Here is a 21541-nt window from a genome sequence, read left to right on the forward strand (position 1 = left end):
TTCGTGATGCCTCGACCTATCGCGGGCACCCTCATTTGGCAATGCTGCATCATGGAAAATGCGAATGGCCGGGGCAAGCCCGGCCATTCAATGCGGAGGAGCGCGCGTTCAGTTCGACTTCGGCGCGGGCGCTGCGGCGGGCTGCGCGGCCGCCTGGGGTGCGCGGCCGACGATGACGGTCAGCAGGCCCTGGCCCCACAGCCGCTTGGCGGCCTGCTTGGCGTCGTCCAGCGTCACGGCATCGACGATGGCGCTGCGCTTCTCGATGTAGTCGATCGGCAGCTTGTCCTGCTGATATTGCAACAGCACCTGCGCGAGCTTGGAGGAGGTGTCGAGCGCCAGCATCTGCGAGCCCTTGAGGTAGGACTTGGCCTCGTCGAGCTCCTTCTGGGTCGGGCCCTCCTCGGCGATGCGACGCACCTCCCGCTCCACGGCATCGAGCGTATCGCCGGCGCGGTCCGCGCGCGTGCCGGTGTTGCCGATGAAGACGGCCGAGTGCTCCATCCACAACAGCGCTTCAGACACCGAATAGGCGAGCCCGCGCTTTTCGCGCACCTCGCGATAGAGCCGGGAGGACAATCCGCCGCCGCCCAGGATGTGGTTGACGACATAGGCGGCCATGAAATTCGGATCGCTGCGCTTCACGCCGGGGCCGCCGAAGGTGATTACGGTCTGCGGCACGTCGAGCGGCACGAAGGCGCGCTGCGGCGGCGCGGCTGACTCGACGTCGGGGACCGGCGTGAGGCTCGCCTTGGCAGGCAGGCCGCCAAACGTCTTGTCGAGCAGCGTACCGAGCGTTGCCGGGTCGACGTCGCCGACGACCGCGACCTTCAGCGTATCCTTGGCCAGGATGCGGCCGACATAATCCTTCATGTCGGTGACCGTGATGGTCGGCACGCTTTCCAGTGTCCCGCTGGTCTGTCGACCGTAAGGATGATCGCCGAAGGCGAGCGCCAGGAACTTGCGGCTGGCGAGCGCGGTCGGATTGGTGGTGTCGCGGCGCAGGCCCGAGATCACCTGGGAACGGATGCGCTCGACGTCGGCGGTGTCGAAATGCGGCGAGGTCAGCGCCATCCGCAACAAGTCGAAGGCCTCGTCCTTGTTGTCGCGGAGCATGCGCAGGCTGCCGCGGAACGTGTCGCGGCTGGCGTTGAAGGAGAGCTCGATGGCGCGGCGGTCGAGCCGCTCGTGGAAGGTCTTGGAATCGAGATCGCCGGAGCCTTCGTCGAGGAGGTCGCCGACGAGATTGGCGACGCCCGGCTTGTCCTTGGGGTCCTGCGAGGAACCACCGGCAAAGGAATATTCCATCGCGATCAGCGGCACGGTCGCGTCCTGCACGAACCAGGCTTCGATGCCGCCGGGCGAGGTCAGACGCTGGATCTTGGCCGCGGCCTGTGACGGCGAGATGGACGCCAAGGACAGCGTCACCGAGGTGATGACGGAGAGCGCGATGCCGCGCACACGGAGGAAGGGATAGGTCACGAACGCTTCTCCTCGCGCTTTGCGGTGGCGGTGTCCTTGATCAGATAGCCGGTGACCGAGCGCTTCTTGTCGAGCCATTTTTGCGCGACGGCGCGCACCTGGTCGGCGGTGACGGCGCGGATGCGATCCGGCCAGCTGCGGATGTCCTCGATGGAGAGACCCGTGGTCAGCGACCCGCCATACCAGAGCGCCAGCACTGCCTGGTTGTCCTGGGCATAGATCGCTTGCGCGATGAGCTGGGTCTTGACCCGCTCCAGATCCTCGGCGCGGATCGGATTTTGCACGATGTCGGCGATGACGTCGTCGATCACCTTCTCGACCTCCGCGAAGCCGACGCCGGGCTTGGGCGAAGCCGAGATCGCGAACTGGGTTGCATCGAGCGAAGTGCCCATATAGCTCGCGCTGGCCGAGACCGCGAGCGGCTTGTCGACGACGAGCGCCCGGTAGAGATAGGAGTTGCTGCCGCTGCCCATCAGTTGCGCGAGCACGTCGAGCGCGGCGCTCTCGCCGGCCGCCGCCGTGGTTGCCGACGGAACGAGGTAATAGCGGCGCACGCCGGGCTGCTCGACGCGCGGATCGGACAGCGTGACGGTGCGCGGGGCAGCCGGCTCCGGCTCCTGCGGACGGATGCGTTGCGCGGGGATCGCGGGCTGTGCCGGGATCGGACCGAAATTGCGCTCGACCAGCGGGCGCACGTCGGCGACCTCGACGTCGCCGGCGATCACCAGGATCGCGTTGTTCGGCGCATAGAAGCGACGGTAGAACGCCAGCGCATCCTCGCGATTGAGCTTCTCGATCTCCTGGTGCCAGCCGATCACCGGCCGGCCGTAGGGATGGTTGAGATAGAGCGCGGCCATGACCTGCTCGCTCAGTCGCGCCTCGGGACTGTTGGCAACGCGCATGTTGTATTCCTCGAGCACGACGTCGCGCTCGGGTAGCACGTTCTCGTCCTTGAGCACGAGCCCGGTCATGCGATCGGCCTCGAACTCCATCATGGTCGGCAGCTGCTCGCGCGGCACGCGCTGATAGTAGTTGGTGTAGTCGACCGAGGTGGAGGCGTTCTCGTTGCCGCCGACGCGCAGCACGGTCTGGGAGAATTCGCCGACCGGATGTTTCTCCGTGCCCTTGAACATCAAATGCTCGAGGAAATGGGCGAGCCCCGATTTGCCGGGCGTTTCGTCGGCCGAGCCGACCTTGTACCAGATCATCTCCGTGACCACGGGCGTGCGGTGGTCGGGGATCACCACGACCTGGAGGCCGTTACCGAGCGTGAAGCTGCTGGGTGGTGCGGAGGTTACCGTTGTCTGGGCAAATGCCCCGCCGGTTGAAAGAGCACAAGTCGAAAGCAACGCGGCGAGGAGGCGGGCAGCCGATCGGTATGAGGACATCACAATCCTTGTGAAAGCCCGGACCCAAATGCCCGGGTGCAACAGCACGGCATGCTACACCGTGCGGCCTAGCGCTTTGCGTCACGAAGCAGAGAACGCCGTCATCGTGAAGTTAAAGATAGGTCATGTGCCGCACCCGGCCTACACCGGATGATTGCGGCAGTTCCGCATGAGCACGCGGGCCGGCAAGAGCGCTATTGCTCTTTTTCCTTGCCGCTCTGCACGTCGTAATACGTCTTCTTGGTTTTGTCCGGTCCCCCCGAACCATAGGCGTAATTTGGCGAGGGCGTCTGGTAGCCGGCCGGCGGCTCGGTGAGGGATCCCCGCGGCGGCTCGGACTTGAATTCCGCGCTTTCGTTGCTGCCGCCCTTGAAGAGTTTGAACAGGCCGCCGGTGTAGCCGAGCTGGGCCGGACTCAGGGTCGGATTGTTCTGAGTGGGCTGGCCCGGCTCGTTGCTGGTGGTGCGGGTAGGCCCGGTCGTCTTGGCTGCGTTCAACTCGGCGGGCGTCAACGGCCGGGCGGCCTCCCATGGCTGCACGAACTTGTTGCCGGCTTTCTTTCTCGCGGCAGCCAACTCCTTGCGGCGCCTTTCGTCGGGATCCTTCGGCCAGTTCGGCGCGGCCGCCTCGGCAGTCGACGCAGGCGGAGGCAGGTCGAGCTTCGGCGGCACCACCAGAGGGGAACGCTCGCGGTAATCGATGCCGGGCTTCTCCAGGCTTCTGCCGCCTTGGGCGCCGAGACCGGACATCAGATTGTCGATGATCTTTTCCTCGAACGTCCGGTCGTCTTCCTCGTCGTCATCGCCGGCGCGCGCTGTGCCGGCCACCATCACGAGACCGATGCCAAGTGCGACGGCAGTGAGCTTCAGAGAGCGCAACAGCCCATCGGTCGGGCTTCGCATCATCCAAGCTTTCGGCTCGCTTTCGCGCATCGCTGTACCTGTTCTGTTTCGCAATCAATCGCCGCGCCTCGCGCGGTCGGGCCTCGCAAGCAAGGTTCCACAGTCCGGCCCGTATCGGCCGGGATCAGGGCGCTTTTGCGGCGGGTACCCCCAGGAAGGAATCATACAATAGGGCCGCCACCCCAGCAACGATGGCCACGTCGGCGAGGTTAAACACGTACCAATTGTAGGTTTTTCCGGCGATTTCGATGTGAAACAGCGCGAAATCGAACACCGCGCCATAGGCCAGGCGATCGACGGCATTGCCGATGGCGCCGCCGATAATCAGCCCCAGCGCCACCGTCGCTAGCCGGGTCTGGGCGCGGGTCATCCAGACCGCCAGCAGAACCACCGCGACGGCCTTGACCGCCATCAGGGCGATCTGCCCGGCCGCACCTTCGGTCTGCAGCCAGCCATAGCTGATGCCCTTGTTCCAGGCCGGCACGAGGTCGAAGAACGGCGTCAGCCTCAGCCCGCCGCGACGGTCGAGGTCGAACACGTTGAGCAGCCAGAGCTTCGAGGCCTGGTCCAGCACGAGCGAAATCGCGGCAGACAGAATGCCGGCGCGGAGAGGGGTCATGCTGCAATGTTCGACATGAACACCGCTGTCGTCCCGGCGAAAGCCGGGACCCATAACCCCAGGCGGTGTTTGGTTGAAAGATTCGTGGTCATCAGCCTTCGCTGCAATTGGCGGCGGTGGTTGGGTCCCGGCTTTCGCCGGGACGACGCAAGTTAAATCTGCACTCCCAACGCCTTCCATTCGCGCAGCGCCTTGGCGTCGCGCGGGGTGACGTCGGGATACTCCGCGTCCTCGCCGACCGTCGGCAGGATCTTCCAGGAGCGGGCGCATTTGGTGCCCACTGCCTTCTCGACCACGACGGCGACACCGGGCACGGCATCGAGACGGAATGCAGCCGCCGGCGCCTCGCCCTCGCGCACCTCGTAATTCGAGGTGATGCAGACCTCGGCGAGATCGACGTCGAACAGCGTCATCTGTGTGGTCCGGTCAGCGATATAGATCACCGGCGATGCCTCGAGCGACGAGCCGATGTTCTTGGCCGCGCGCTCGAGCTCCAGCGCACCGGTGACGACGCGGCGTACATTGCGGATGATCTCCCATTTCGCGGCGAGCTTGTCGTCGCGGAAGTTTTCGAGACCTTCGGGGAACAGCGTCAGATGCACCGAGGGCTCGGCGTCCGGCCGGTACATGCGCCACGCCTCTTCGGCGGTGAAACTCAGCACCGGCGCCAGCCATTTCAGGATCGCGTCGCAGAGCGTATCGATTGTTGTCAGCGCCGCCTTGCGCGTCAGCGAGGACGGTGGATCGCAATACAGCGTGTCCTTGCGGATGTCGAAGTAGAACGCCGACAGCTCGCTGTTGAGGAACGCCGACAGTGTCGCGACCACGCTCTTGAAGTCGAAGGCTTCATAAGCCTTGCGGATCACATCGACACGCATCGCGAGTTCGTGCAGCATCAGCCGCTCGAGCTCGGGCATGTCGGCAGGCAGCACCGCGTCGGCCGGCTTGTAGTGATGCAGCGTGCCGAGCATCCAGCGCACGGTGTTGCGCAGCTTGCGATAGGTCTCGACCGTGTTCTTCAGGATCTCCGGACCGATGCGCTGGTCGTCGGTGTAGTCGCAGGACGCGACCCAGAGGCGGAGGATGTCGGCGCCGGATTCCTTGATGACGGCCTGCGGCTCGATGGTGTTGCCGAGCGACTTCGACATCTTGCGGCCGTCCTCGGCCTGGGTGAAACCGTGGGTCAGCACGACGTCATAGGGCGCACGCCCGCGCGTGCCGCAGCTCTCGAGCAGCGAGGAATGGAACCAGCCGCGATGCTGGTCCGAGCCCTCGAGATACATCACGGTGTCGGTGCCGCCGTCGACCTTGCGCTTGATGCCGGCGAGGCCGGGGAAATGCACGGGGTCTTCCAGCACGAAAGCGTGCGTCGAGCCGGAATCGAACCAGACATCGAGGATGTCGTCGACCTTCTTCCAGTCCTCATTGGCACGGCTGCCGAGGAAGCGCTCGCGGGCGCCGTCCATGTACCAGGCATCGGCGCCTTCCTTCTCGAAGGCCTCGCCAATGCGCGTGTTGACGGCCTCGTCCTGGAGGATCTCGGCCGAGCCGTCACCCTTCTCGCGGACGAACACCGCGATCGGCACGCCCCAGGCGCGCTGGCGCGAGATCACCCAGTCGGGGCGCGCCTCGATCATGCCGTTGATGCGGTTCTCGCCCGACGGCGGCACCCATTGCGTCACCGAGATCGCATGCAGCGCGCGGGCGCGCAGCGTGTCGCCGGACCTGGTCTTGCCGTCAGTGGCAATATCCTTGTCCATCGCGATGAACCATTGCGGCGTGTTGCGGAAGATCACCGGCTTCTTGGAGCGCCAGGAATGCGGATATTGGTGCTTGAGCCGGCCGCGCGCGAGCAGCTTGCCGCCTTCGACCAGCGCCTTGATCACGGCGTCGTTGGCGTCGCCCTTCTCGCCCTTGTCGTTGATCACGCGCTTGCCGGCAAAACCCGGTGCCTGGTCGGTATAGGCACCGTTCTCGTCGACGGTGTAGGGGATCGCAGTCGGGATACCGCGCGCATCCAGCTCGCGCGTGTGCGCCGTCCAGACGTCAAAATCCTCGCGGCCGTGGCTCGGCGCGGTGTGCACGAAGCCGGTGCCGGTGTCGTCGGTGACGTGATCGCCTGGCAGGAGCGGCACGGTGAAGCCGTAGCCGCCGGCGAGCCCCTTCAGCGGATGGGCGCATTCGATCGCGTCCATGGTGTCGCCGGGGATGTCGCGGACCTTCTCAAAGGTCGTCACGCGCGCCTGCTTGAAGACCTCTGCGGCGAGCGCGTCGGCGAGGATCAAGAGATCGCCGGTCTTTGCCCAATTGTCGGCGGGGGCGTCCGTCACTTTATAAAGGCCATAGGCGATCTTCGGGGAGAAAGAGATCGCGCGGTTGCCGGGCAGCGTCCACGGTGTGGTGGTCCAGATCACGACGCTTGCGGAGGCGAGCGCGCCATGCGCGGGCGAGGTGATCGGAAACTTCACCCAGACCATGTCCGAGGTGTAGTCCTCATATTCGACCTCGGCTTCGGCCAGCGCGGTCTTCTCGACCACACTCCACATCACCGGCTTGGAGCCGCGATAGAGCGTGCGGTTGGCGGCGAACTTCATCAATTCGCGCGCGATCTGGGCTTCCGCCGGATAGCTCATGGTGGCGTAGGGATGGGCCCAGTCGCCGATCACGCCAAGACGCTTGAACTCCTCGCGCTGCACGTTGAGCCAGTGCGTCGCATAGGCGCGGCACTCCCGACGGAAGTCGACCATCGCCACGGAGTCGCGGAAGTCCGGCTTCTGCTTGCCCTTCTTGCGATAGTGCTCCTCCTCGACCTTCCACTCGATCGGCAGGCCGTGGCAGTCCCAGCCGGGCACGTAGTTGGAATCGAAGCCGAGCATCTGCTGGCTCTTGGTGACGAGATCTTTCAGGATCTTGTTGAGCGCCGTGCCGATGTGGATGTTGCCGTTGGCGTAGGGCGGGCCGTCATGCAGCACGAACTTGTCGCGCCCCTTCGCGGTCTCGCGCAGCTTCTCGTAGAGGCCGATCTCGTACCAGCGCTTGAGGATCTCCGGCTCGCGCTGCGGCAGGCCGGCGCGCATCGGGAATTCCGTCTGCGGCAGGAACAGGGTTTTGGAATAGTCTTTGGCTTCGGACTTTTGCGGCTTTTCGGACATGAATGGTCTGGCTCGGAAGGGGCGCGGCAGGAATGCGATCACGATCGCGGGGGTGGAACGACGAAATCCCGGTCTTGCGCCGAGCCAAAGCTCAGACGGAAGCCGGGCCGCTAATCCTTATGATGCGCCGCGAAAACATGGGCTCTCCATAGCAGCCGGGCGGCCAAATCGCAAAGGGCCGGGAGGGGCCGTTTTGGGCCTCAGTCGATGCTTCCGAGGTTCGGGAAGGCGTCGGGGGCGGCCGCCAGCAGGACCCTCGCGCGGGCGGAATCCTCGTCCATCTGGCGGATCAGCGGCTCGACGCCCTCGAACTTCAGTTCCTCGCGAATGAAGCCGACGAATGCGCAATCGAGCACTTCGCCGTAGAGGTCGCCCTTGAAGTCGAACAGGAAGATTTCCAGGAGCGGCGCGCCATTATCGAATGTCGGACGCCGGCCGAAGCTCGCGACCCCCTCCAGCCGCTCAGCCCCGCGGCCGACCCGGACCGCATAGATGCCGTGCTTCAGCGCGCAATTGGCATCCAGGCGGATGTTGGCGGTGGGATAGCCGAGGTCGCGGCCGCGCTTCTCGCCATGGATGACCTCGCCGGTCACGAACCAGGGCGCGCCCAGCATGGTCGTGGCCTCGTCGAGCTGGCCTTCGGCGAGCGCGGTGCGGATCGCGCTGGAGGAGACCGGCCGCTCGTCGATATCGACATGCGGCTGGACGTCGACCTCGATACCGAGCCGGGGCGCCTCATTGACGAGCAGGCTCGGCGAGCCGACCCGGCCCTTGCCGAAATGAAAGTCGTAGCCGACCGCGATCCCGCTGACCCCGAGCCGGCCGATCAGGTCATGGTGAATGAAATCTTGTGCTGAGGTCCCGGCGCGGCTCTTGTCGAAGGTCATGACCACGGCCCCGGCAAGCCCGGTGCCGGCCAGAAGCCGCAGCTTGGCCCGCTCATCCGTAAGGCGGAATTGCGGGGTGTTGGGGCTGAAAAATCGTCGCGGATGCGGCTCGAAGGTCAGTGCAAAAGCCGGCCGATTATGCGTCCGGCCCATCTCCAGCGCAGCCGCAATCACCGCCCGATGGCCGAGATGAACGCCGTCGAAATTGCCCATGGCGACCACGGCACCCCTTGGGATCGCCGAGGCGGGCGTGGAATCGCGGATAACGATAAAATGCGGAGCCATCAGGGGAATTCTCTGGGGCAGGCGGATCGGCCCGGGACCGTGACGTGACGCGCCAGGCGAAGTCAAGCGGGGGATGCGACGCCATTGGACGGGATTTCCGGGCTTTCCGGCAAGGCTCGATTAACGCGCTGTTTAACGCCTTGGTGCTAGTCCTTTGGAAATGGAACTGTGGGACCTCGGGTCCGGCAGTTCGATCGTTAATATTTCCTGTTGCGTTTGGGGGAGTCGAGATGGCGGTTGATTTGTCGATGCCGGTTCTGGTGGTGGATGACTACAGCACCATGATCCGTATCATTCGGAATCTGCTGAAGCAGCTTGGCTTCGAGAACATCGACGACGCCAGCGACGGCTCGGCGGCGCTGAACAAGATGCGCGGCAAGAAGTACGGGCTCGTGATTTCCGACTGGAACATGGAGCCGATGACGGGCTACGACCTGCTGCGCGAAGTGCGGGCCGATCCCAACCTCGCCACCACGCCCTTCATCATGATCACGGCGGAATCCAAGACCGAGAACGTGATCGCGGCCAAGAAGGCCGGCGTGAACAATTATATCGTCAAGCCGTTCAACGCAGCGACGCTGAAGACCAAGATCGAGGCGGTCTTCCCGGACATGGCGAGCGCGTAAGCGCCCGCTGAGGGCATCTTTCGACTTCGAAAGCCCGGGCTCGTCCCGGGCTTTCTGCGTCAGGCGGTCACCACTTCAATTCGCGCATCAGCGCCTTCGGCGGATGGCCGAACAGCTCCAGCACCGAGGCCGGATCGAGCTGGTCGAGGCCCTCGAACTCCTCGGAATGGATGCCGCGGGTGACGAACAGGCAGTCGATGCCGAACTCGCGCGCGCCGGTCAGGTCGGTGCGCACGGAATCGCCGATCGCGAGTACCTTCCTGCGGTCGATCTGATGGCCCTGGCGCTCGCCTGCGAGCGCCATCGCGCGCTCGTAGATCGGCCGGTGCGGCTTGCCGTAGAAGATCACCTCGCCGCCGATCTCGCGATAGAGCTCGGCGATGGCGCCGGCGCAATAGATCAGCCGGTCGCCGCGCTCGACCACGATGTCGGGATTGGCGCAGACCAGCGTGAGCTTGCGCTCGCGCGCCTTCAGCATCATGCCGCGATAATCTTCCGCCGACTCCGTCTCGTCGTCATAGAGGCCGGTGCAGACGATGTAGTCGGCCTCCTCCAGCGGTGCGAGCACCGCGCCGAGCCCGCGATAAATCGAGCCGTCGCGCTCGGGGCCGAGCCAGAACAGCTTTCGGCCGGGATGATCGGCGACATAGAGCCGCGTCAGATCGCCTGAGGAGACGATGGCGTCATAGGTCTCGTCTGCCACGCCGAGCTTGCGCAACTGCCGCTGCACCGAATCCGCCGGCCGGGGCGCGTTGGTGATCAGCACGACCGTACCGCCCTGCTGCCGGAAATTGTGCAGCGCCTCGCAGGCTTCGGGGAAGGACTCGAGCCCGTTATGGACCACGCCCCAGATGTCGCTGAGCACGACATCCACGCCCGTGACGAGCTCGCGCAGGCTCTCGACGAAATGCAGCGTGGTCATGACGCGGACGGCCGGTTAGAGGCGGCGCGCGAGCGCCGCATTGCCGGTGATGCGCTGGGGCGGCGGCGCAGAAGCCGTTTCGCCTGAGCTGGACGGGGCGGAGCCATTGGATCCCTGTTGCTGCGCCTGGTCCGGCGCGGCTCCGGCGGTAGCAGATGCACCTTCGGGCCGCAATGGCCGGGGCGGTGCGAACAGGAACCCCTGGCCGAACCGTACGTCGTAGTCCAGGAGATCGACCACCGCGCGCTCGCCCTCGATCCGCTCGGCGATGAGGTCGATGCCAAAGCGGCCGAGCAGGTCGGACAGGTCTGACGGATGGATGTCCGAGGTCGAGGCCTGCCTGGGATCGAGCAGCAGCGCGGCCGGCACCTTGATGAAGCGTACGCCGCGGTCGGCGAGCTCGCGCGGCTCGATGCGCAAGTCCGTGATGTGGTCGATCGAGAAGCGGAAGCCGCGCTGGGCGAGCGCTGCGAGGTTCTCGGTCTCGGCGGGGCCGAGATTGCGGAACGTCGACTGCTTGAACTCGAGCACCAGCGAGGGCGCGAGCGCCCGGTTGGCCTCGAGGAAGTCGAGGCATTGCGCGAACGTGGTGGAATTGCCGAGCGTGGAGGCCGCGACGTTGCAGAACACGCCGACGTCCTTGTTGCGCACCATCAGCCGGCGCAGCACCTGCACACAACGCAGCATCACCATGTTGTCGATGCGCCCGATGAGCCCCGAGGCCTCCGCGATGCTGATGAACTCCTCGGCCGCGATGAACTGGTCGCGTTCGTCGCGCACCCGCGTCACCGCCTCGTAGAAGCGGACCTTGCGCTGCGGCAGCGTCACCATCGGCTGGAGGAAGATGTCGATACGATTCTCGTCGATCGCGTTGCGCAGCGTCGCGAGCAGTTGCGTCTGGTTGCGGGTACTGGCGGTCGCGGCCGGAGCCGTCGCGGGTGCCGGCGGAACCGGCGGCGGCGCGGCCGGCCGGGGCTCTGGCGCTGCCAATTGATCATGCGCCGTCTCGGCTTCCGGCGGCGCGGCGGGCGTGCCCGTTGCCAGCAGGTCCTCATGTGTCGCCACGGTGGCGGCGAGCTGCTTGACCAGGCCGCCGAGCTCGTTGATCTCGCCGACCACCGACTGGATGCGGTCTGCATTGGTGGAATTGGCCGACGCGACGCGCCCCTCGACTGCTGCGAGCCGGCGGCCGAATTCGGCGACCTGGCGGGCCAGATCGGCGGTGCCGCGCGACAGATCGGCGATCTGGTTGCCGACGTCGCTGCGGTCGCGCAGGCGCATCGAGACCGCGTTGTACAGGATCAGGAAAGTGAGCGCGGTCAGCGCCACGATCGCGGATTCGGTTCCATTGATGCCGGCGACCGAATGAAGGACGAGGCCGAGCGAGGCTGCGACCAGCACCATGCAGATGGCGATGAAGATCGTGGAAATACGGATCATGCCGTGCGCTACGCCCTAAGTGCTGACTGCCCCACCCGGGAAAACACGGGCACGTCTCGCACGCCTTTGTTAAACGCTCCCCCAAGCGAGGGTGACCTTAACATCATTGTTGATTCGCGGGGATAGTCGTCGTGCGCTAGGTGAGGCCGGCGCGGCGAAAGCCTTCCAGGTAGCGGTCGCGGTCGCTCGCGAACCGGATCGGCATGAACTCGGCGATCCAGGCGAGCGAGGCGTTCGGCTGGGCCCGGCGCAGCTCTCGCAGCGCGGAGCGGGCAAGGTCCTCGCGGCCGGCCATGCCGGCCGCCGAGGTCAGCACCCTGTGCGCGCCGACGAAATCGCTGCGCTGGCGCAAAGCCTCGTGCGCGAGCCGAATCGCCTCCTCGTAATCGCTGCCGAGGAAGCGGGCATAGGCCTCGATGCCGAGATAGACCGGCGCATAAGGATCGCGCGGGCTGAGGCGGATGGCGCGGCGGGTCGCCTCGCCAGCTTCCTGCCAGCGGCCGCAATAGCTGAGCACCAACCCATAATAGCCCTGCGCCAGCGCGAAGCTGGGATTGAGCTGCAGCGCGGTCTCGAATTCGGCGAGCGAATCCTCGAAACGCCGCGCGAACAGATGGACGTGGCCAAGCGCGTTATGCGCCCAGGGATCCTCGTCGTCGGCCCGGATCGCCGCGAATGCGGCGCGCTCGGCGACCGGCATGGCGGCGGCCATGTCCATCCAGCCCATATGGGCCGTGAACATGTAGCTGGTTCCGAGCAGGCCCAGCGCCTTGCCGTAATTCGGGTCGAGCGCGATGGCCTTCTCCAGCAGGGCCTGTGCGACCACGTGGTCTTGCCGCGTCACGCGCCAGTAGTGCGAGAGCGCCCGCATCACCAGGTCCCACGCATCCATGCTGTCGGGCGGTTTGCGCTGGGCGCGAAAATTCTCCGCCGCGTAGAGCTGCGGCTCGATCGCGGAGACGATGGCTTCCGTGATCTCGTCCTGCACCGCGAACACGTCGGCGAGCTTGCGGTCGAAGCGTTCCGCCCAGAGATGGCTGCCGGTCGCGACGTCGTTGAGCTGCGCAGTGATGCGCACACGATCGCCGCCCTTGCGCACGCTGCCTTCGACGACATAGCGGACGCCGAGCTCGTCCGCGACCTGGCGGAGGTGAACCGTCCGGCCCTTGTAAATGAAGGAGGAGTTGCGCGCGATCACGAAGAACCAGCGCAGCTTCGACAGCGCCGTGATGATGTCCTCGCTGATGCCGTCGGAGAAATACTCCTGCTCGGCATCGCCGCTCATATTGGTGAACGGCAGCACGGCGACCGCCGGTCGCTCGGGCAGCGGCGCCGCTGACGGGGCAGCTTTGGGCGTTTCGACGACCTCGCCGACGAAACGTACGCCCTTGCGCGCCACGGTGCGGATCAGCCGCTGTTCCTCGCCGGTATCGTTGATTGCGCGGCGCGCCGCATTGATGCGGCTTGCGAGCGTGGAGTCGGAGACGACGCGCCCGTTCCAGATGGAGTCGAGCAGGTTGTCGCGCGTCACCACGCGGTCGCGGTTGCGGATCAGATGGGTCAGGAGATCGAACACCTGCGGCTCGAGCGCGATGAGTTTGTCGGCGCGCCGCAATTCGCGGCGCTCGGGATCAAGCGAGAAATCCTCGAACTGGAACGCCACGCGCGACTCCCGCTCAGAAATCAAGGCGCTCTCAACGTAAAATAACGGCGCTCTCAAAGCCAGTCGCGGGCCTGCGCTCTATCGTCCCGGCATCTTCAACCGGAGGAAATTGCCATGTCGACATCCGCAGCACTTAAGGCCACCGACACCCAACCGGATCTCGCCGCGCTCAAGCAGCGCCAGCACGGTGCCTGGTCGTCCGGCGACTATGCCGTCGTCGGCACCACATTGCAGATCGTCGGTGAGCAGCTTTGCGAGGCGCTCGACCTGCGCGCCGGCAGCAAGGTGCTCGACGTTGCCGCCGGTAACGGCAACGCGACGCTCGCCGCCGCCCGCCGCTGGTGCGAGGTCACCTCTACCGACTATGTGCCGGCGCTGCTCGAGCGCGGCCGCGAGCGCGCGGCGGCCGAACGCCTGACGATCTCATTCCGCGAGGCGGATGCCGAGGCGTTGCCGTTCCCGGATGCCTCGTTCGACACTGTGCTGTCGACGTTCGGCGTCATGTTCACGCCCAATCAGGATAAAGCGGCGTCCGAGCTTGCGCGGGTGTGCAGGCCGGGCGGCAAGATCGGGCTCGCCAATTGGACGCCGCAGGGCTTTATCGGCCAGCTCTTCAAGACCCTCGGCAAGCACCTGCCGCCACCGGCCGGCGTGAAATCGCCGGCGCTGTGGGGCACCAAGGCCCGGCTCGAGGAAATGTTCGGCGGGCAGGCCTCCGAGATCGCTGCGGAGCCGCGCATATTCGTGTTCCGCTACCGCTCGCCCGAGCACTGGCTCGACGTCTTCAAGTCGTTCTACGGTCCGATGCTGAAAGCCTTTGCTGCGCTCGACGACAACGGCCAGGCGGCACTGCGCCGCGATCTCTTGGGGCTCGTCGGCGAGTTCAACCACGCCGATGATGGTACGGTGGTCGTGCACAGCGAATATCTGGAAGCGGTGATCAGCAAGCGCTGAGCCGCAGGGAAGGATAGGGTCAGGCCGGAGCAGATCCGGCCTGACCGCTCGATCTGACTAAAGCGCGATGATCATGCTCTAGGATGGCGCGGCTGCGCCGACCGTGTCGGCCGAGACGGCGTCCCTGCTGCCGAGCGGCCTGGGCTTGCCCGTGGTGGTATCCCGCAAGGTCTGCCGCTCGATCTCCGAGTTCAGCTCGGCTCCGAACATGATGACGATGGCGGACATCCACATCCACATCATCAACCCGATCGCTGCGCCCAGCGAGCCGTAGGTGGCGTTGTAGTTGGCGAACTCCGACAGATACCAGGAGAGCAGTGCCGAGCCGGCGATCCACAGCACGGAGGCCGTCACCGCGCCGATGCTGAGCCATTCCCAGCGCGCGGCATCGCGGCTGGGCGCGAAGCGGTAGAGGATCGCGAGCGCACCCAGCAGGATGACGAACAGCAGCGGCCACCGCGCCAGCGCGACGATCAGCTTGCTCTCCGGAGCAAGTCCGAGATGGTTCAGCGCGAGCGGGAAGGCGACGACAGTGCCGACCATCAAGAGGAGCGCGGCAATGCCGCCGACCGTGAAAGCCAGCGACACCAGATTGAGCCGAATGAAGCTACGCTTCTCGCGCTCCTCATAGGCGACGTTGAGCGCGTCGATGATCGACTTGACGCCGGCATTGGCGCTCCAGATCGCCAGCGCGAGACCGAACAGGAAGGTGGCGCCAAGCGCCGTGTTGCCCTTCGACACCACCCGTCCGATCTGGTCCTCGATGATCTGGAACGTGCCCTCGGGCAGCATCATCGCCAGCGTCTGGACGTTGGCGCTGATCGTCGAGGGGTTGGCGAACAAGCCATAGAAGGAGACGAGCGCGGTGACGGCGGGAAAAATCGCAAGCAGCCCGAAGAAGACCACGCCGCCGGCGGTTGCGAGCAGGCGATCCTCGTCGATGCGCTGGTAGGTGCGCCAGAGAATATCCTTCCAGCCGGCGAAGGGAATCTTGAACGGGCTTTTGGACCGGCGCCCCCGGCCGGGCTGCAAGGCGGCGCGAGCGGGATTGGTTTCGGGCGAATTGCCTTCCTGGTTGCGGCGGTCCTCGACTGCGACGGATCGCGGCGAGACGTAGCCCTGAACGTAGCGTTCCGCCGTCAGCACCAACACCGTCGTGGCGGCGACGAGCAGCCAATCGTCGAGCTGCTCGCGCCGCGGCGCCATCATGCGTCCAATCGGCGGCTGTGGCGCCTCCGGCGCGCCGCCGTCAGCCCCAACAGCCCGATGGCTGCGAGCATCAGGCCGAGCTGCACCGAGCGGTTGCCCCTTGCCGGCGAACCGCCGTTGCGATGGCCCTTTTCGCCCGGCGCGAGCGGCACCAGCGGGATCGTGGTCGCGACCTCCTTCACGGCCTCCTTGACCGTTCCACGCGGAATCCGGGGCGTGGCAATCGCAACCCGCAGCCGGCTTGCGAGCGGCACCACCGCTTTGGGCCGGCGTTTCATCTGGGCCATTGCGATGCCGGCACAGATCGCCGCCAGCACCAGAAGCACGGCGCCAACGGTGCCGAAGGCCCAGAACATTCCGTAAGTGAGCTCGACCCAGCGGAACAGCGCCATCAGCCCGACGAAAAAGGCGGCGATGGCGAACAGGCCTGCCACAGCGAAGAGGCCGGCGCCGACCGCATAGGACGTCGCCTTGCCGGTGGCCTGACTGGTGCGATCGCGCAAATACGACCGGGTGGCGCGCCTGAGGTGGTTGAGCTTGAGCGCCATTCCGGCGCGTAGCAATTCGCCCGATGGCGCAAGCATGCGAAACATCCTCCGGCGGCCGAGGCTGACAGCGTTGTTGGTGGATGAACGTGGAGGCGTTTGACTTGTTCCGGCGGCGCTGGCGTCAGCCGAGATCGGCGGCGGCGATCCAGAACACCTCGCCCTCGCTGTCCTCGGTGTCGAGCCAGAGCAGCGGCAGTTCGGGGAACGCCTCATCGATCCGCTCGCGGCCGCGGCCGATCTCGCACAATAGTCCGCCCTCGGGCGTGAGGTAGCGAGGTGCGTCTTGCAGGATGCGGCGCACGACATCCAGCCCGTCGGCGCCGCCGTCGAAGGCAAGCTTCGGCTCGGCGCGGCATTCCGGCGGCAGTGCCGCCATCCCTTCCGCATCGACATAGGGCGGGTTGGAGATGATCAAATCGTAGCGCGCGTTGCCGAGCGGCGCGAACAGGTCGCCGCGATGGAGCGTGACGCGGTCCTCGAGGGCGTAGTCGGCGACATTGCGCGCGGCAACCTCGATCGCTCCCTTGGAGATGTCGACAGCGTCCACCTCGGCATTCGGGAAGTGCTGCGCCGCGAGGATCGCAAGGCAGCCGGAGCCGGTGCAGAGATCGAGCACGCGCTGGACGGCCGAGGGATCGTCGATCAGCGAGCCGGCCTCGCCGTCACCGCCGAAATGCGAATCCAGGAGCTCTCCGATGAAGGAGCGCGGCACAATCACGCGCTCGTCGACATAGAAGGGCAGGCCGCGCATATAGATCTTGTTGACGAGATAGGCGGCCGGCTTGCGCGTGGCGACGCGCGCGGTGATCAGCGCAAGGATGGACTTGCCTTCGGCCGCGGTGACGCGGGCATTGGTGAAGATCTCGAACTGCTCGGGACTGAGATGCAGCGCCTCGCAAATCAGGAAGGCAGCTTCGGCCACCGGATCGGTGGTGCCATGCGCGAAGGCTAGCTTGGCCTCGTTGAAGCGGCTCACCGCATAGCGGACGAAATCGAGCAGGGTCACGAGCTCGCCGGCGGCGACCTTCGCAAGCTTGGGTGCGGCGCGGCCGCGCGTGGTCTTCTTGGATGCTTTTGCCATCAGGATTTGGTCCAGCGTGCGGCGGCCTGGTCGTCGCGGGTATTGGCCTCGACCCAGCCGGTGCCGGCTACGCTCTCTTCCTTCTTCCAGAACGGCGCGCTGGTCTTCAGGTAGTCCATCAGGAACTCGGCCGCCTGGAATGCCGCCTGGCGATGCTGCGAGGCAGTCACCACCAGCACGATGTTTTCGCCGGGCGTGATCCGGCCCACGCGATGTATGACGGTGATGCCGTCGAGCGGCCAGCGCGAGATCGCCTCGTCGACATGGCGCTGGATCTCCTCTTCCGCCATGCCCGGATAATGTTCCAGTGTCAGCGCCGAAATCTTCGCGTTGTCCTCGTCGCCGCGGCAGATGCCGGAGAAGCTCACGACCGCGCCGATGTCGGTGCGAGCGTTCGTCAGCGCCGCGATCTCGCGCGCGACGTCGAAATCGTCTTGCTGGATGCGGATGGTGACGGGGCCCGACATGCGCGCGACGCTAGCCGCCGGTCATCGGCGGGAAGAACGCGATCTCGCGGGCGCCGGCGATCGCCGCATTCGGCTTGACGTGGGCGTGGTCGATCGCGGCGCGGATCACCTTCGGCTTCTCGAACGCATAGGCATAGGCTTCGCTCCGGCCGGACAGCCAGGCGATCAGCTCTTCCACGGTGCGAACGCTGGCCGGCGGCTCGATCGTCTCTTCCGCCTTGCCGATGCGCTCGCGCACCCAGGCGAAATATTTCACCTTCATCCCTCATCCTCCTTGATGAGGTGATGGATGCCGGCGCGGAAATAATCGTAGCCGGTGTACATGGTGAGCAGCGCCGAGGCCCACAGCAAGAGCAGGCCGATCTGGGTCACCACCGGCACCACCTGGTCGCCCGCCTCGCCCGCGAGCAGGAAGCCGATCGCAACGAGTTGGACCGTCGTCTTCCACTTGGCGAGCTTGGTCACGGGCACGCTGACGCGCAGTGCCGCCAGATATTCGCGCAGGCCCGAGACCAGGATCTCGCGGCACAGGATCACGATGGCGGCCCACAGCGACCAGCCGTGGATGATGCCGTCGGCCGCCAGCATCAGGAGGCACGAGGCAACCAGGAGCTTGTCGGCGATCGGGTCGAGCATCCGGCCGAAGGCCGATTGCTGGTTCCAGATCCGCGCGTAATAGCCGTCGAGGTAATCCGTCACCCCCGCCGCGATGAAGATGGCAACCGCTACCCAGCGCAGCCAGAGCGGCCCGTCCAGGATCGACTGGGCGTAGATGCACCCGACGACGACCGGGATCGCGGCGATCCGGCCATAGGTCAGGATGTTCGGGAGGGACATCGCGCGGCTGGTCGTCCCTCGTGTCGTGGCGATGTTCATCCGTTCTACCAATACCGCTGCAGCCTGAAGGTCAACCGTCCCGCTCCCAAATGGGGTGCGGGATGCGACGTCCATATGACCACGGCCCCCTTTAGTTCACCCCGGCTGGGGATGGAAAAACTCGAAAATCTTGCGGGCGCTTTCCGCGCTCACCCCCGGAACCTTCCCGAGATCGGCGATCGACGCCCGCTCGATCTCCTTCAGGGTTCCGAAATGATGCAGCAAGGCACGTTTGCGTGACGGGCCGATGCCCGGAATCTCCTGCAAACCGGCCTCGCGGATGTCTTTCTTGCGCAGCTTGCGGTGCGAGCCGATGACGAAGCGGTGGGCCTCGTCGCGCAACCTCTGAATGAAATAAAGCACGGGATCGCGCTGTTCGAGTTTGATCGCCTCGCGGCCCGGCATGAACAGCGTCTCGCGCCCGGCATCGCGGTCCGGCCCCTTGGCCACCGACATCAGCGACACCTGGGTGAGCCCGAGGCTCTCGAAAATCTCCCTGACGGCGTTGAGCTGGCCGCGGCCGCCGTCGATGATCACGAGGTCGGGCCATTGCGGGAAGTCGTCGTCCTTGGCCTTCGCCGTCTCTTCGGGCGGACTGAGCAGCCGCTTGAAGCGGCGCTGCAAGACTTCCCGCATCATCGCATAGTCGTCGCCAGGCGTGAGCCCTTCCGACTTGATGTTGAACTTGCGGTACTGGTTCTTCACGAAGCCGTCGGGCCCAGCGACGATCATGGCGCCGACCGCGTTGGTGCCCTGGATATGGCTGTTGTCGTAGACCTCGATGCGCTTCGGCGGATGCGGCAGGGCAAGGGTCGCGGCCATCGCTTCGAGCAGGCGGCCCTGCGTCGCGGTGTCCGCGAGCTTCCGCCCCAGCGCTTCCCGCGCATTGGTCAGCGCGTGGGTGACGAGCTCCTTCTTCTCGCCGCGCTTGGGCGTGGAGACCTCCACCTTGTGGCCGGCCTTGATCGACAGCGCGTTGGCTAGCAGCTCGCTTTCCTCGATCTCGTGTGAGAGCAGGATGACCTTCGGCGGCGGCTTGTCGTCGTAGAACTGCGCGAGGAACGAGCCCAGCACCTCTTCCGGCGTGAACGTCTTCTCCGCGCGCGGGAAATAGGCGCGGTTGCCCCAGTTCTGCCCGGTGCGGAAGAAGAACACCTCGACGCAGGAGAAACCGCCTTCCTGATGGATCGCGAACACGTCGGCTTCTTCCACGGTGCGCGGATTGATGCCCTGCTGCGACTGGATCGCCGACAGCGCGGCGAGACGGTCGCGATAGAGCGCGGCGCGCTCGAATTCGAGCTCTCCCGAGGCTTTTTCCATCTCGCCCGCCAGCTCCTGCTTCACGGCGTGACTCTTGCCGGAGAGGAAGTCGGTCGCTTCCCGCACCAATGTCGCATAGCCCGGGAAGTCGATCTCGCGGGTGCAGGGCCCGGCGCAGCGGCGGATCTGGTGCAAGAGGCAGGGCCGGGTGCGGCTTTCGAAGAACGAATCGGTGCAGGAGCGGATCAGGAACGCGCGCTGTAGCGCGGTGATGGTGCGGTTGACGGCGCCGGCGGAAGCGAACGGGCCGAAATAACGCCCGGGTCGGGTCTGCGCGCCGCGATGCTTGAGGATCTGCGGCGCCCAGTGGTCGCCGGTGATCAGGATGTAGGGAAACGACTTGTCGTCGCGGAGCTGCACGTTGAAGCGAGGCCGGAGCTGCTTGATGAGGTTGGCCTCGAGCAGCAGCGCTTCGGTTTCGGTCGTGGTCGAGACGATCTCGACCGAGACCGTCGCCGCGATCATGCGCAAAATGCGTGCCGGCTGCGGCGCACTTTGCCGCGCGTAGTTGGAGAGGCGCTTTTTGACGTTCTTGGCCTTGCCGACATAGAGCACGTCGTTGTTCGCATTGAGCATGCGATAGACGCCCGCCGAGGTGGGGGCGAGCCGCACCGCGCGCTCGATCGCGTCATGTCCGGTCGCAAGCGGGCCTTCGCCGACCGCGCCCGCCTCTTCCAGGATGTCGGGCAGCCGCGCCTCGTCCTCGTCGTCGCTGCCATTCGTCGCAGGATCCACGTCGGGCGGCGTCAGCTCCTGTGGCGTGGCGTCTGGCGCTGCGCCACGCCGCACCTTCCGCGCGCGTGCAGTGTCCGGGGTGTCGGAGGAATCGTGATTCATGGTGCGAATTTAGGCGCTGGGAGCGCCGATTTGAAGTTGCACCGGGCCGGCTGACGGCGACCGCGCGCGGTGTTCCCGGTAACGCTTCCTTAAGACTGTTAAGCGGGCGGTAACCGCGCTTAACAACCCTTTAACTTAAAACTCTCGATAAATCCTACGCGAAAAGTTCTTGGTTCCCTAACCATGCGGTTTTGCCTTGCGCGGCGGCGCATGCAGATCGCGATGGCCTTGCGGCAGTTGCGTTGGAGAGTGTGATGAAGAGGCTCGTTGTGGGCGCTGCGGCTCTGGTTGCCGTGGGCTGGAGCGCTTCGGCAGAGGCCGCCGATCTCAATTACGGACAGCGAGCGCCCTATACCGTCAACCAGCCGCTCAATGCCTACAGCTGGGCCGGTCCGTATCTCGGCGCCAATCTCGGTTATGAATGGGGCTCGGTGAGCAACAATCCCGCCAAGCCGGCCGGCTTCGTCGGCGGCATCCAGGCGGGCTACAATTTCCAGAACGGCCCGTGGGTGTTCGGCGTGGAAGGCGATATCCAGGCCGCCGGCGCCGACGATACGTTCGCGCCGTGGAAGTTCTCCAATCCCTGGTTCGGCACCGTGCGCGGTCGCGGCGGCTACGCCTTCAACAACATCCTGTTCTACGGCACCGCCGGTCTTGCCTTCGGCGAGTTGCGTGCGGAGACTTTTGGCTGGACGGAATCGCACACCACGGTGGGCTGGACCGCAGGTGTCGGCGCCGAGTTCGGCATCGCGCAGAACTGGAGTGCCAAGATCGAATATCTCTTCCTTGATCTGTCCTCGAGCCAGTTCGCGATCACCGGCGTGTCGAACGGCTATAGCGCCAGCGTGGTGCGCGCAGGCGTGAACTATCACTTCTGATAGCT

General features: G+C 65.5%; 19 protein-coding genes. 3 read left to right on the forward strand and 16 right to left on the reverse strand.

The annotated features are described in order from the left end of the window. Positions 1 to 108: 108 nt before the first annotated feature. From QQL28_RS18540 to QQL28_RS18565, 6 genes are all read right to left on the reverse strand, one after another. Entirely contained in the window at positions 109 to 1482 is a 1374-nt protein-coding gene (locus tag QQL28_RS18540) for a M16 family metallopeptidase (protein ID WP_284267503.1), read from the reverse strand. Then, positions 1479 to 2870, reverse strand: a complete 1392-nt coding sequence (locus tag QQL28_RS18545) for a M16 family metallopeptidase (RefSeq protein ID WP_284267504.1) — start codon at positions 2868 to 2870, stop codon at positions 1479 to 1481. Before QQL28_RS18545 ends, QQL28_RS18540 begins: the two co-directional genes overlap by 4 nt. Positions 2871 to 3064: 194 nt before the next feature. Next, positions 3065 to 3802, reverse strand: a complete 738-nt coding sequence (locus tag QQL28_RS18550; RefSeq protein ID WP_431309617.1) for a hypothetical protein — start codon at positions 3800 to 3802, stop codon at positions 3065 to 3067. A 94-nt stretch (positions 3803 to 3896) separates the two neighbouring features. Then, the gene (gene lspA / locus QQL28_RS18555) at positions 3897 to 4391 is read right to left on the reverse strand and encodes a signal peptidase II (RefSeq protein WP_284267506.1); all 495 of its coding nucleotides are present in this window, start codon (positions 4389 to 4391) and stop codon (positions 3897 to 3899) included. Between the two features lie 152 nt (positions 4392 to 4543). Beyond that, a complete protein-coding gene (gene ileS, locus QQL28_RS18560; protein WP_284267507.1) occupies positions 4544 to 7543 on the reverse strand; it encodes an isoleucine--tRNA ligase in 3000 nt (999 codons plus the stop codon). 200 nt (positions 7544 to 7743) lie between these two features. Then, positions 7744 to 8715: a bifunctional riboflavin kinase/FAD synthetase gene (locus tag QQL28_RS18565; protein WP_284267509.1), complete on the reverse strand. Its 972-nt coding sequence runs from the start codon at positions 8713 to 8715 to the stop codon at positions 7744 to 7746. A 230-nt stretch (positions 8716 to 8945) separates the two neighbouring features. Here QQL28_RS18565 and QQL28_RS18570 point away from each other — a divergent pair, with 230 nt between their 5' ends. Further along, a complete protein-coding gene (locus QQL28_RS18570; RefSeq protein WP_008567674.1) occupies positions 8946 to 9341 on the forward strand; it encodes a response regulator in 396 nt (131 codons plus the stop codon). Between the two features lie 67 nt (positions 9342 to 9408). On the opposite strand, the gene QQL28_RS18575 is transcribed toward QQL28_RS18570, so the two are convergent. The 3 genes from QQL28_RS18575 to QQL28_RS18585 all read right to left on the reverse strand — a co-directional run bounded on the left by QQL28_RS18575 (position 9409) and on the right by QQL28_RS18585 (position 13366). Continuing rightward, entirely contained in the window at positions 9409 to 10263 is an 855-nt protein-coding gene (locus QQL28_RS18575) for a TIGR01459 family HAD-type hydrolase (RefSeq protein WP_284267525.1), read from the reverse strand. Positions 10264 to 10278: 15 nt separating this feature from the next. Beyond that, positions 10279 to 11703: an EAL domain-containing protein gene (locus QQL28_RS18580; protein WP_284267527.1), complete on the reverse strand. Its 1425-nt coding sequence runs from the start codon at positions 11701 to 11703 to the stop codon at positions 10279 to 10281. 136 nt (positions 11704 to 11839) lie between these two features. After that, entirely contained in the window at positions 11840 to 13366 is a 1527-nt protein-coding gene (locus QQL28_RS18585) for a winged helix-turn-helix domain-containing tetratricopeptide repeat protein (RefSeq protein WP_284267529.1), read from the reverse strand. Positions 13367 to 13480: 114 nt separating this feature from the next. On the opposite strand from QQL28_RS18585, the gene QQL28_RS18590 reads away from it, so the two are divergent. Next, a complete protein-coding gene (locus QQL28_RS18590; protein ID WP_284267531.1) occupies positions 13481 to 14320 on the forward strand; it encodes a class I SAM-dependent methyltransferase in 840 nt (279 codons plus the stop codon). Between the two features lie 78 nt (positions 14321 to 14398). On the opposite strand, the gene QQL28_RS18595 is transcribed toward QQL28_RS18590, so the two are convergent. From QQL28_RS18595 to uvrC, 7 genes are all read right to left on the reverse strand, one after another. Beyond that, positions 14399 to 15529 carry a YihY/virulence factor BrkB family protein gene (locus QQL28_RS18595; protein WP_284267532.1) on the reverse strand — a complete coding sequence of 377 codons (1131 nt, stop codon included), beginning with the start codon at positions 15527 to 15529 and terminating at the stop codon, positions 14399 to 14401. After that, positions 15526 to 16113 (reverse strand): phage holin family protein, encoded by a 588-nt coding sequence (locus tag QQL28_RS18600; RefSeq protein WP_284267533.1) that lies wholly within the window; start codon positions 16111 to 16113, stop codon positions 15526 to 15528. The genes QQL28_RS18595 and QQL28_RS18600 overlap by 4 nt, the downstream gene beginning before the upstream one ends. Before the next feature lie 85 nt (positions 16114 to 16198). Then, positions 16199 to 17158, reverse strand: a complete 960-nt coding sequence (prmB, locus tag QQL28_RS18605) for a 50S ribosomal protein L3 N(5)-glutamine methyltransferase (protein WP_284267535.1) — start codon at positions 17156 to 17158, stop codon at positions 16199 to 16201. Continuing rightward, on the reverse strand, positions 17158 to 17625 hold the full coding sequence (locus tag QQL28_RS18610) for a molybdenum cofactor biosynthesis protein MoaE (RefSeq protein WP_284267536.1): 468 nt from the start codon (positions 17623 to 17625) through the stop codon (positions 17158 to 17160). Before QQL28_RS18610 ends, prmB begins: the two co-directional genes overlap by 1 nt. Positions 17626 to 17635: 10 nt before the next feature. Then, complete coding sequence (moaD, locus tag QQL28_RS18615) at positions 17636 to 17887, reverse strand: molybdopterin converting factor subunit 1 (protein WP_284267538.1); 252 nt, start codon at positions 17885 to 17887, stop codon at positions 17636 to 17638. Beyond that, positions 17884 to 18501, reverse strand: a complete 618-nt coding sequence (gene pgsA / locus QQL28_RS18620; RefSeq protein ID WP_284267540.1) for a CDP-diacylglycerol--glycerol-3-phosphate 3-phosphatidyltransferase — start codon at positions 18499 to 18501, stop codon at positions 17884 to 17886. The genes moaD and pgsA overlap by 4 nt, the downstream gene beginning before the upstream one ends. A gap of 96 nt (positions 18502 to 18597) precedes the next feature. After that, positions 18598 to 20658 (reverse strand): excinuclease ABC subunit UvrC, encoded by a 2061-nt coding sequence (gene uvrC / locus QQL28_RS18625; RefSeq protein WP_284267543.1) that lies wholly within the window; start codon positions 20656 to 20658, stop codon positions 18598 to 18600. A 254-nt stretch (positions 20659 to 20912) separates the two neighbouring features. Here uvrC and QQL28_RS18630 point away from each other — a divergent pair, with 254 nt between their 5' ends. Next, the gene (locus QQL28_RS18630; RefSeq protein WP_284267544.1) at positions 20913 to 21536 is read left to right on the forward strand and encodes an outer membrane protein; all 624 of its coding nucleotides are present in this window, start codon (positions 20913 to 20915) and stop codon (positions 21534 to 21536) included. Positions 21537 to 21541: the final 5 nt, after the last annotated feature.

The sequence above is a fragment of the Bradyrhizobium iriomotense genome (assembly GCF_030160715.1).
GTDB classification, from domain to species: domain Bacteria; phylum Pseudomonadota; class Alphaproteobacteria; order Rhizobiales; family Xanthobacteraceae; genus Bradyrhizobium; species Bradyrhizobium iriomotense.

Bases quoted from the DNA above. Each gene is read 5' to 3' on its own strand.
- QQL28_RS18545 (WP_284267504.1), bottom strand. From the start codon at position 2,870: ATGTCCTCATACCGATCGGCTGCCCGCCTCCTCGCCGCGTTGCTTTCG.
- QQL28_RS18550 (WP_431309617.1), bottom strand. From the start codon at position 3,802: ATGCGCGAAAGCGAGCCGAAAGCTTGGATGATGCGAAGCCCGACCGAT.
- lspA (WP_284267506.1), bottom strand. From the start codon at position 4,391: ATGACCCCTCTCCGCGCCGGCATTCTGTCTGCCGCGATTTCGCTCGTG.
- ileS (WP_284267507.1), bottom strand. From the start codon at position 7,543: ATGTCCGAAAAGCCGCAAAAGTCCGAAGCCAAAGACTATTCCAAAACC.
- QQL28_RS18565 (WP_284267509.1), bottom strand. From the start codon at position 8,715: ATGGCTCCGCATTTTATCGTTATCCGCGATTCCACGCCCGCCTCGGCG.
- QQL28_RS18570 (WP_008567674.1), top strand. From the start codon at position 8,946: ATGGCGGTTGATTTGTCGATGCCGGTTCTGGTGGTGGATGACTACAGC.
- QQL28_RS18575 (WP_284267525.1), bottom strand. From the start codon at position 10,263: ATGACCACGCTGCATTTCGTCGAGAGCCTGCGCGAGCTCGTCACGGGC.
- QQL28_RS18580 (WP_284267527.1), bottom strand. From the start codon at position 11,703: ATGATCCGTATTTCCACGATCTTCATCGCCATCTGCATGGTGCTGGTC.
- QQL28_RS18590 (WP_284267531.1), top strand. From the start codon at position 13,481: ATGTCGACATCCGCAGCACTTAAGGCCACCGACACCCAACCGGATCTC.
- QQL28_RS18595 (WP_284267532.1), bottom strand. From the start codon at position 15,529: ATGATGGCGCCGCGGCGCGAGCAGCTCGACGATTGGCTGCTCGTCGCC.
- QQL28_RS18600 (WP_284267533.1), bottom strand. From the start codon at position 16,113: ATGCTTGCGCCATCGGGCGAATTGCTACGCGCCGGAATGGCGCTCAAG.
- prmB (WP_284267535.1), bottom strand. From the start codon at position 17,158: ATGGCAAAAGCATCCAAGAAGACCACGCGCGGCCGCGCCGCACCCAAG.
- QQL28_RS18610 (WP_284267536.1), bottom strand. From the start codon at position 17,625: ATGTCGGGCCCCGTCACCATCCGCATCCAGCAAGACGATTTCGACGTC.
- moaD (WP_284267538.1), bottom strand. From the start codon at position 17,887: ATGAAGGTGAAATATTTCGCCTGGGTGCGCGAGCGCATCGGCAAGGCG.
- pgsA (WP_284267540.1), bottom strand. From the start codon at position 18,501: ATGAACATCGCCACGACACGAGGGACGACCAGCCGCGCGATGTCCCTC.
- uvrC (WP_284267543.1), bottom strand. From the start codon at position 20,658: ATGAATCACGATTCCTCCGACACCCCGGACACTGCACGCGCGCGGAAG.
- QQL28_RS18630 (WP_284267544.1), top strand. From the start codon at position 20,913: ATGAAGAGGCTCGTTGTGGGCGCTGCGGCTCTGGTTGCCGTGGGCTGG.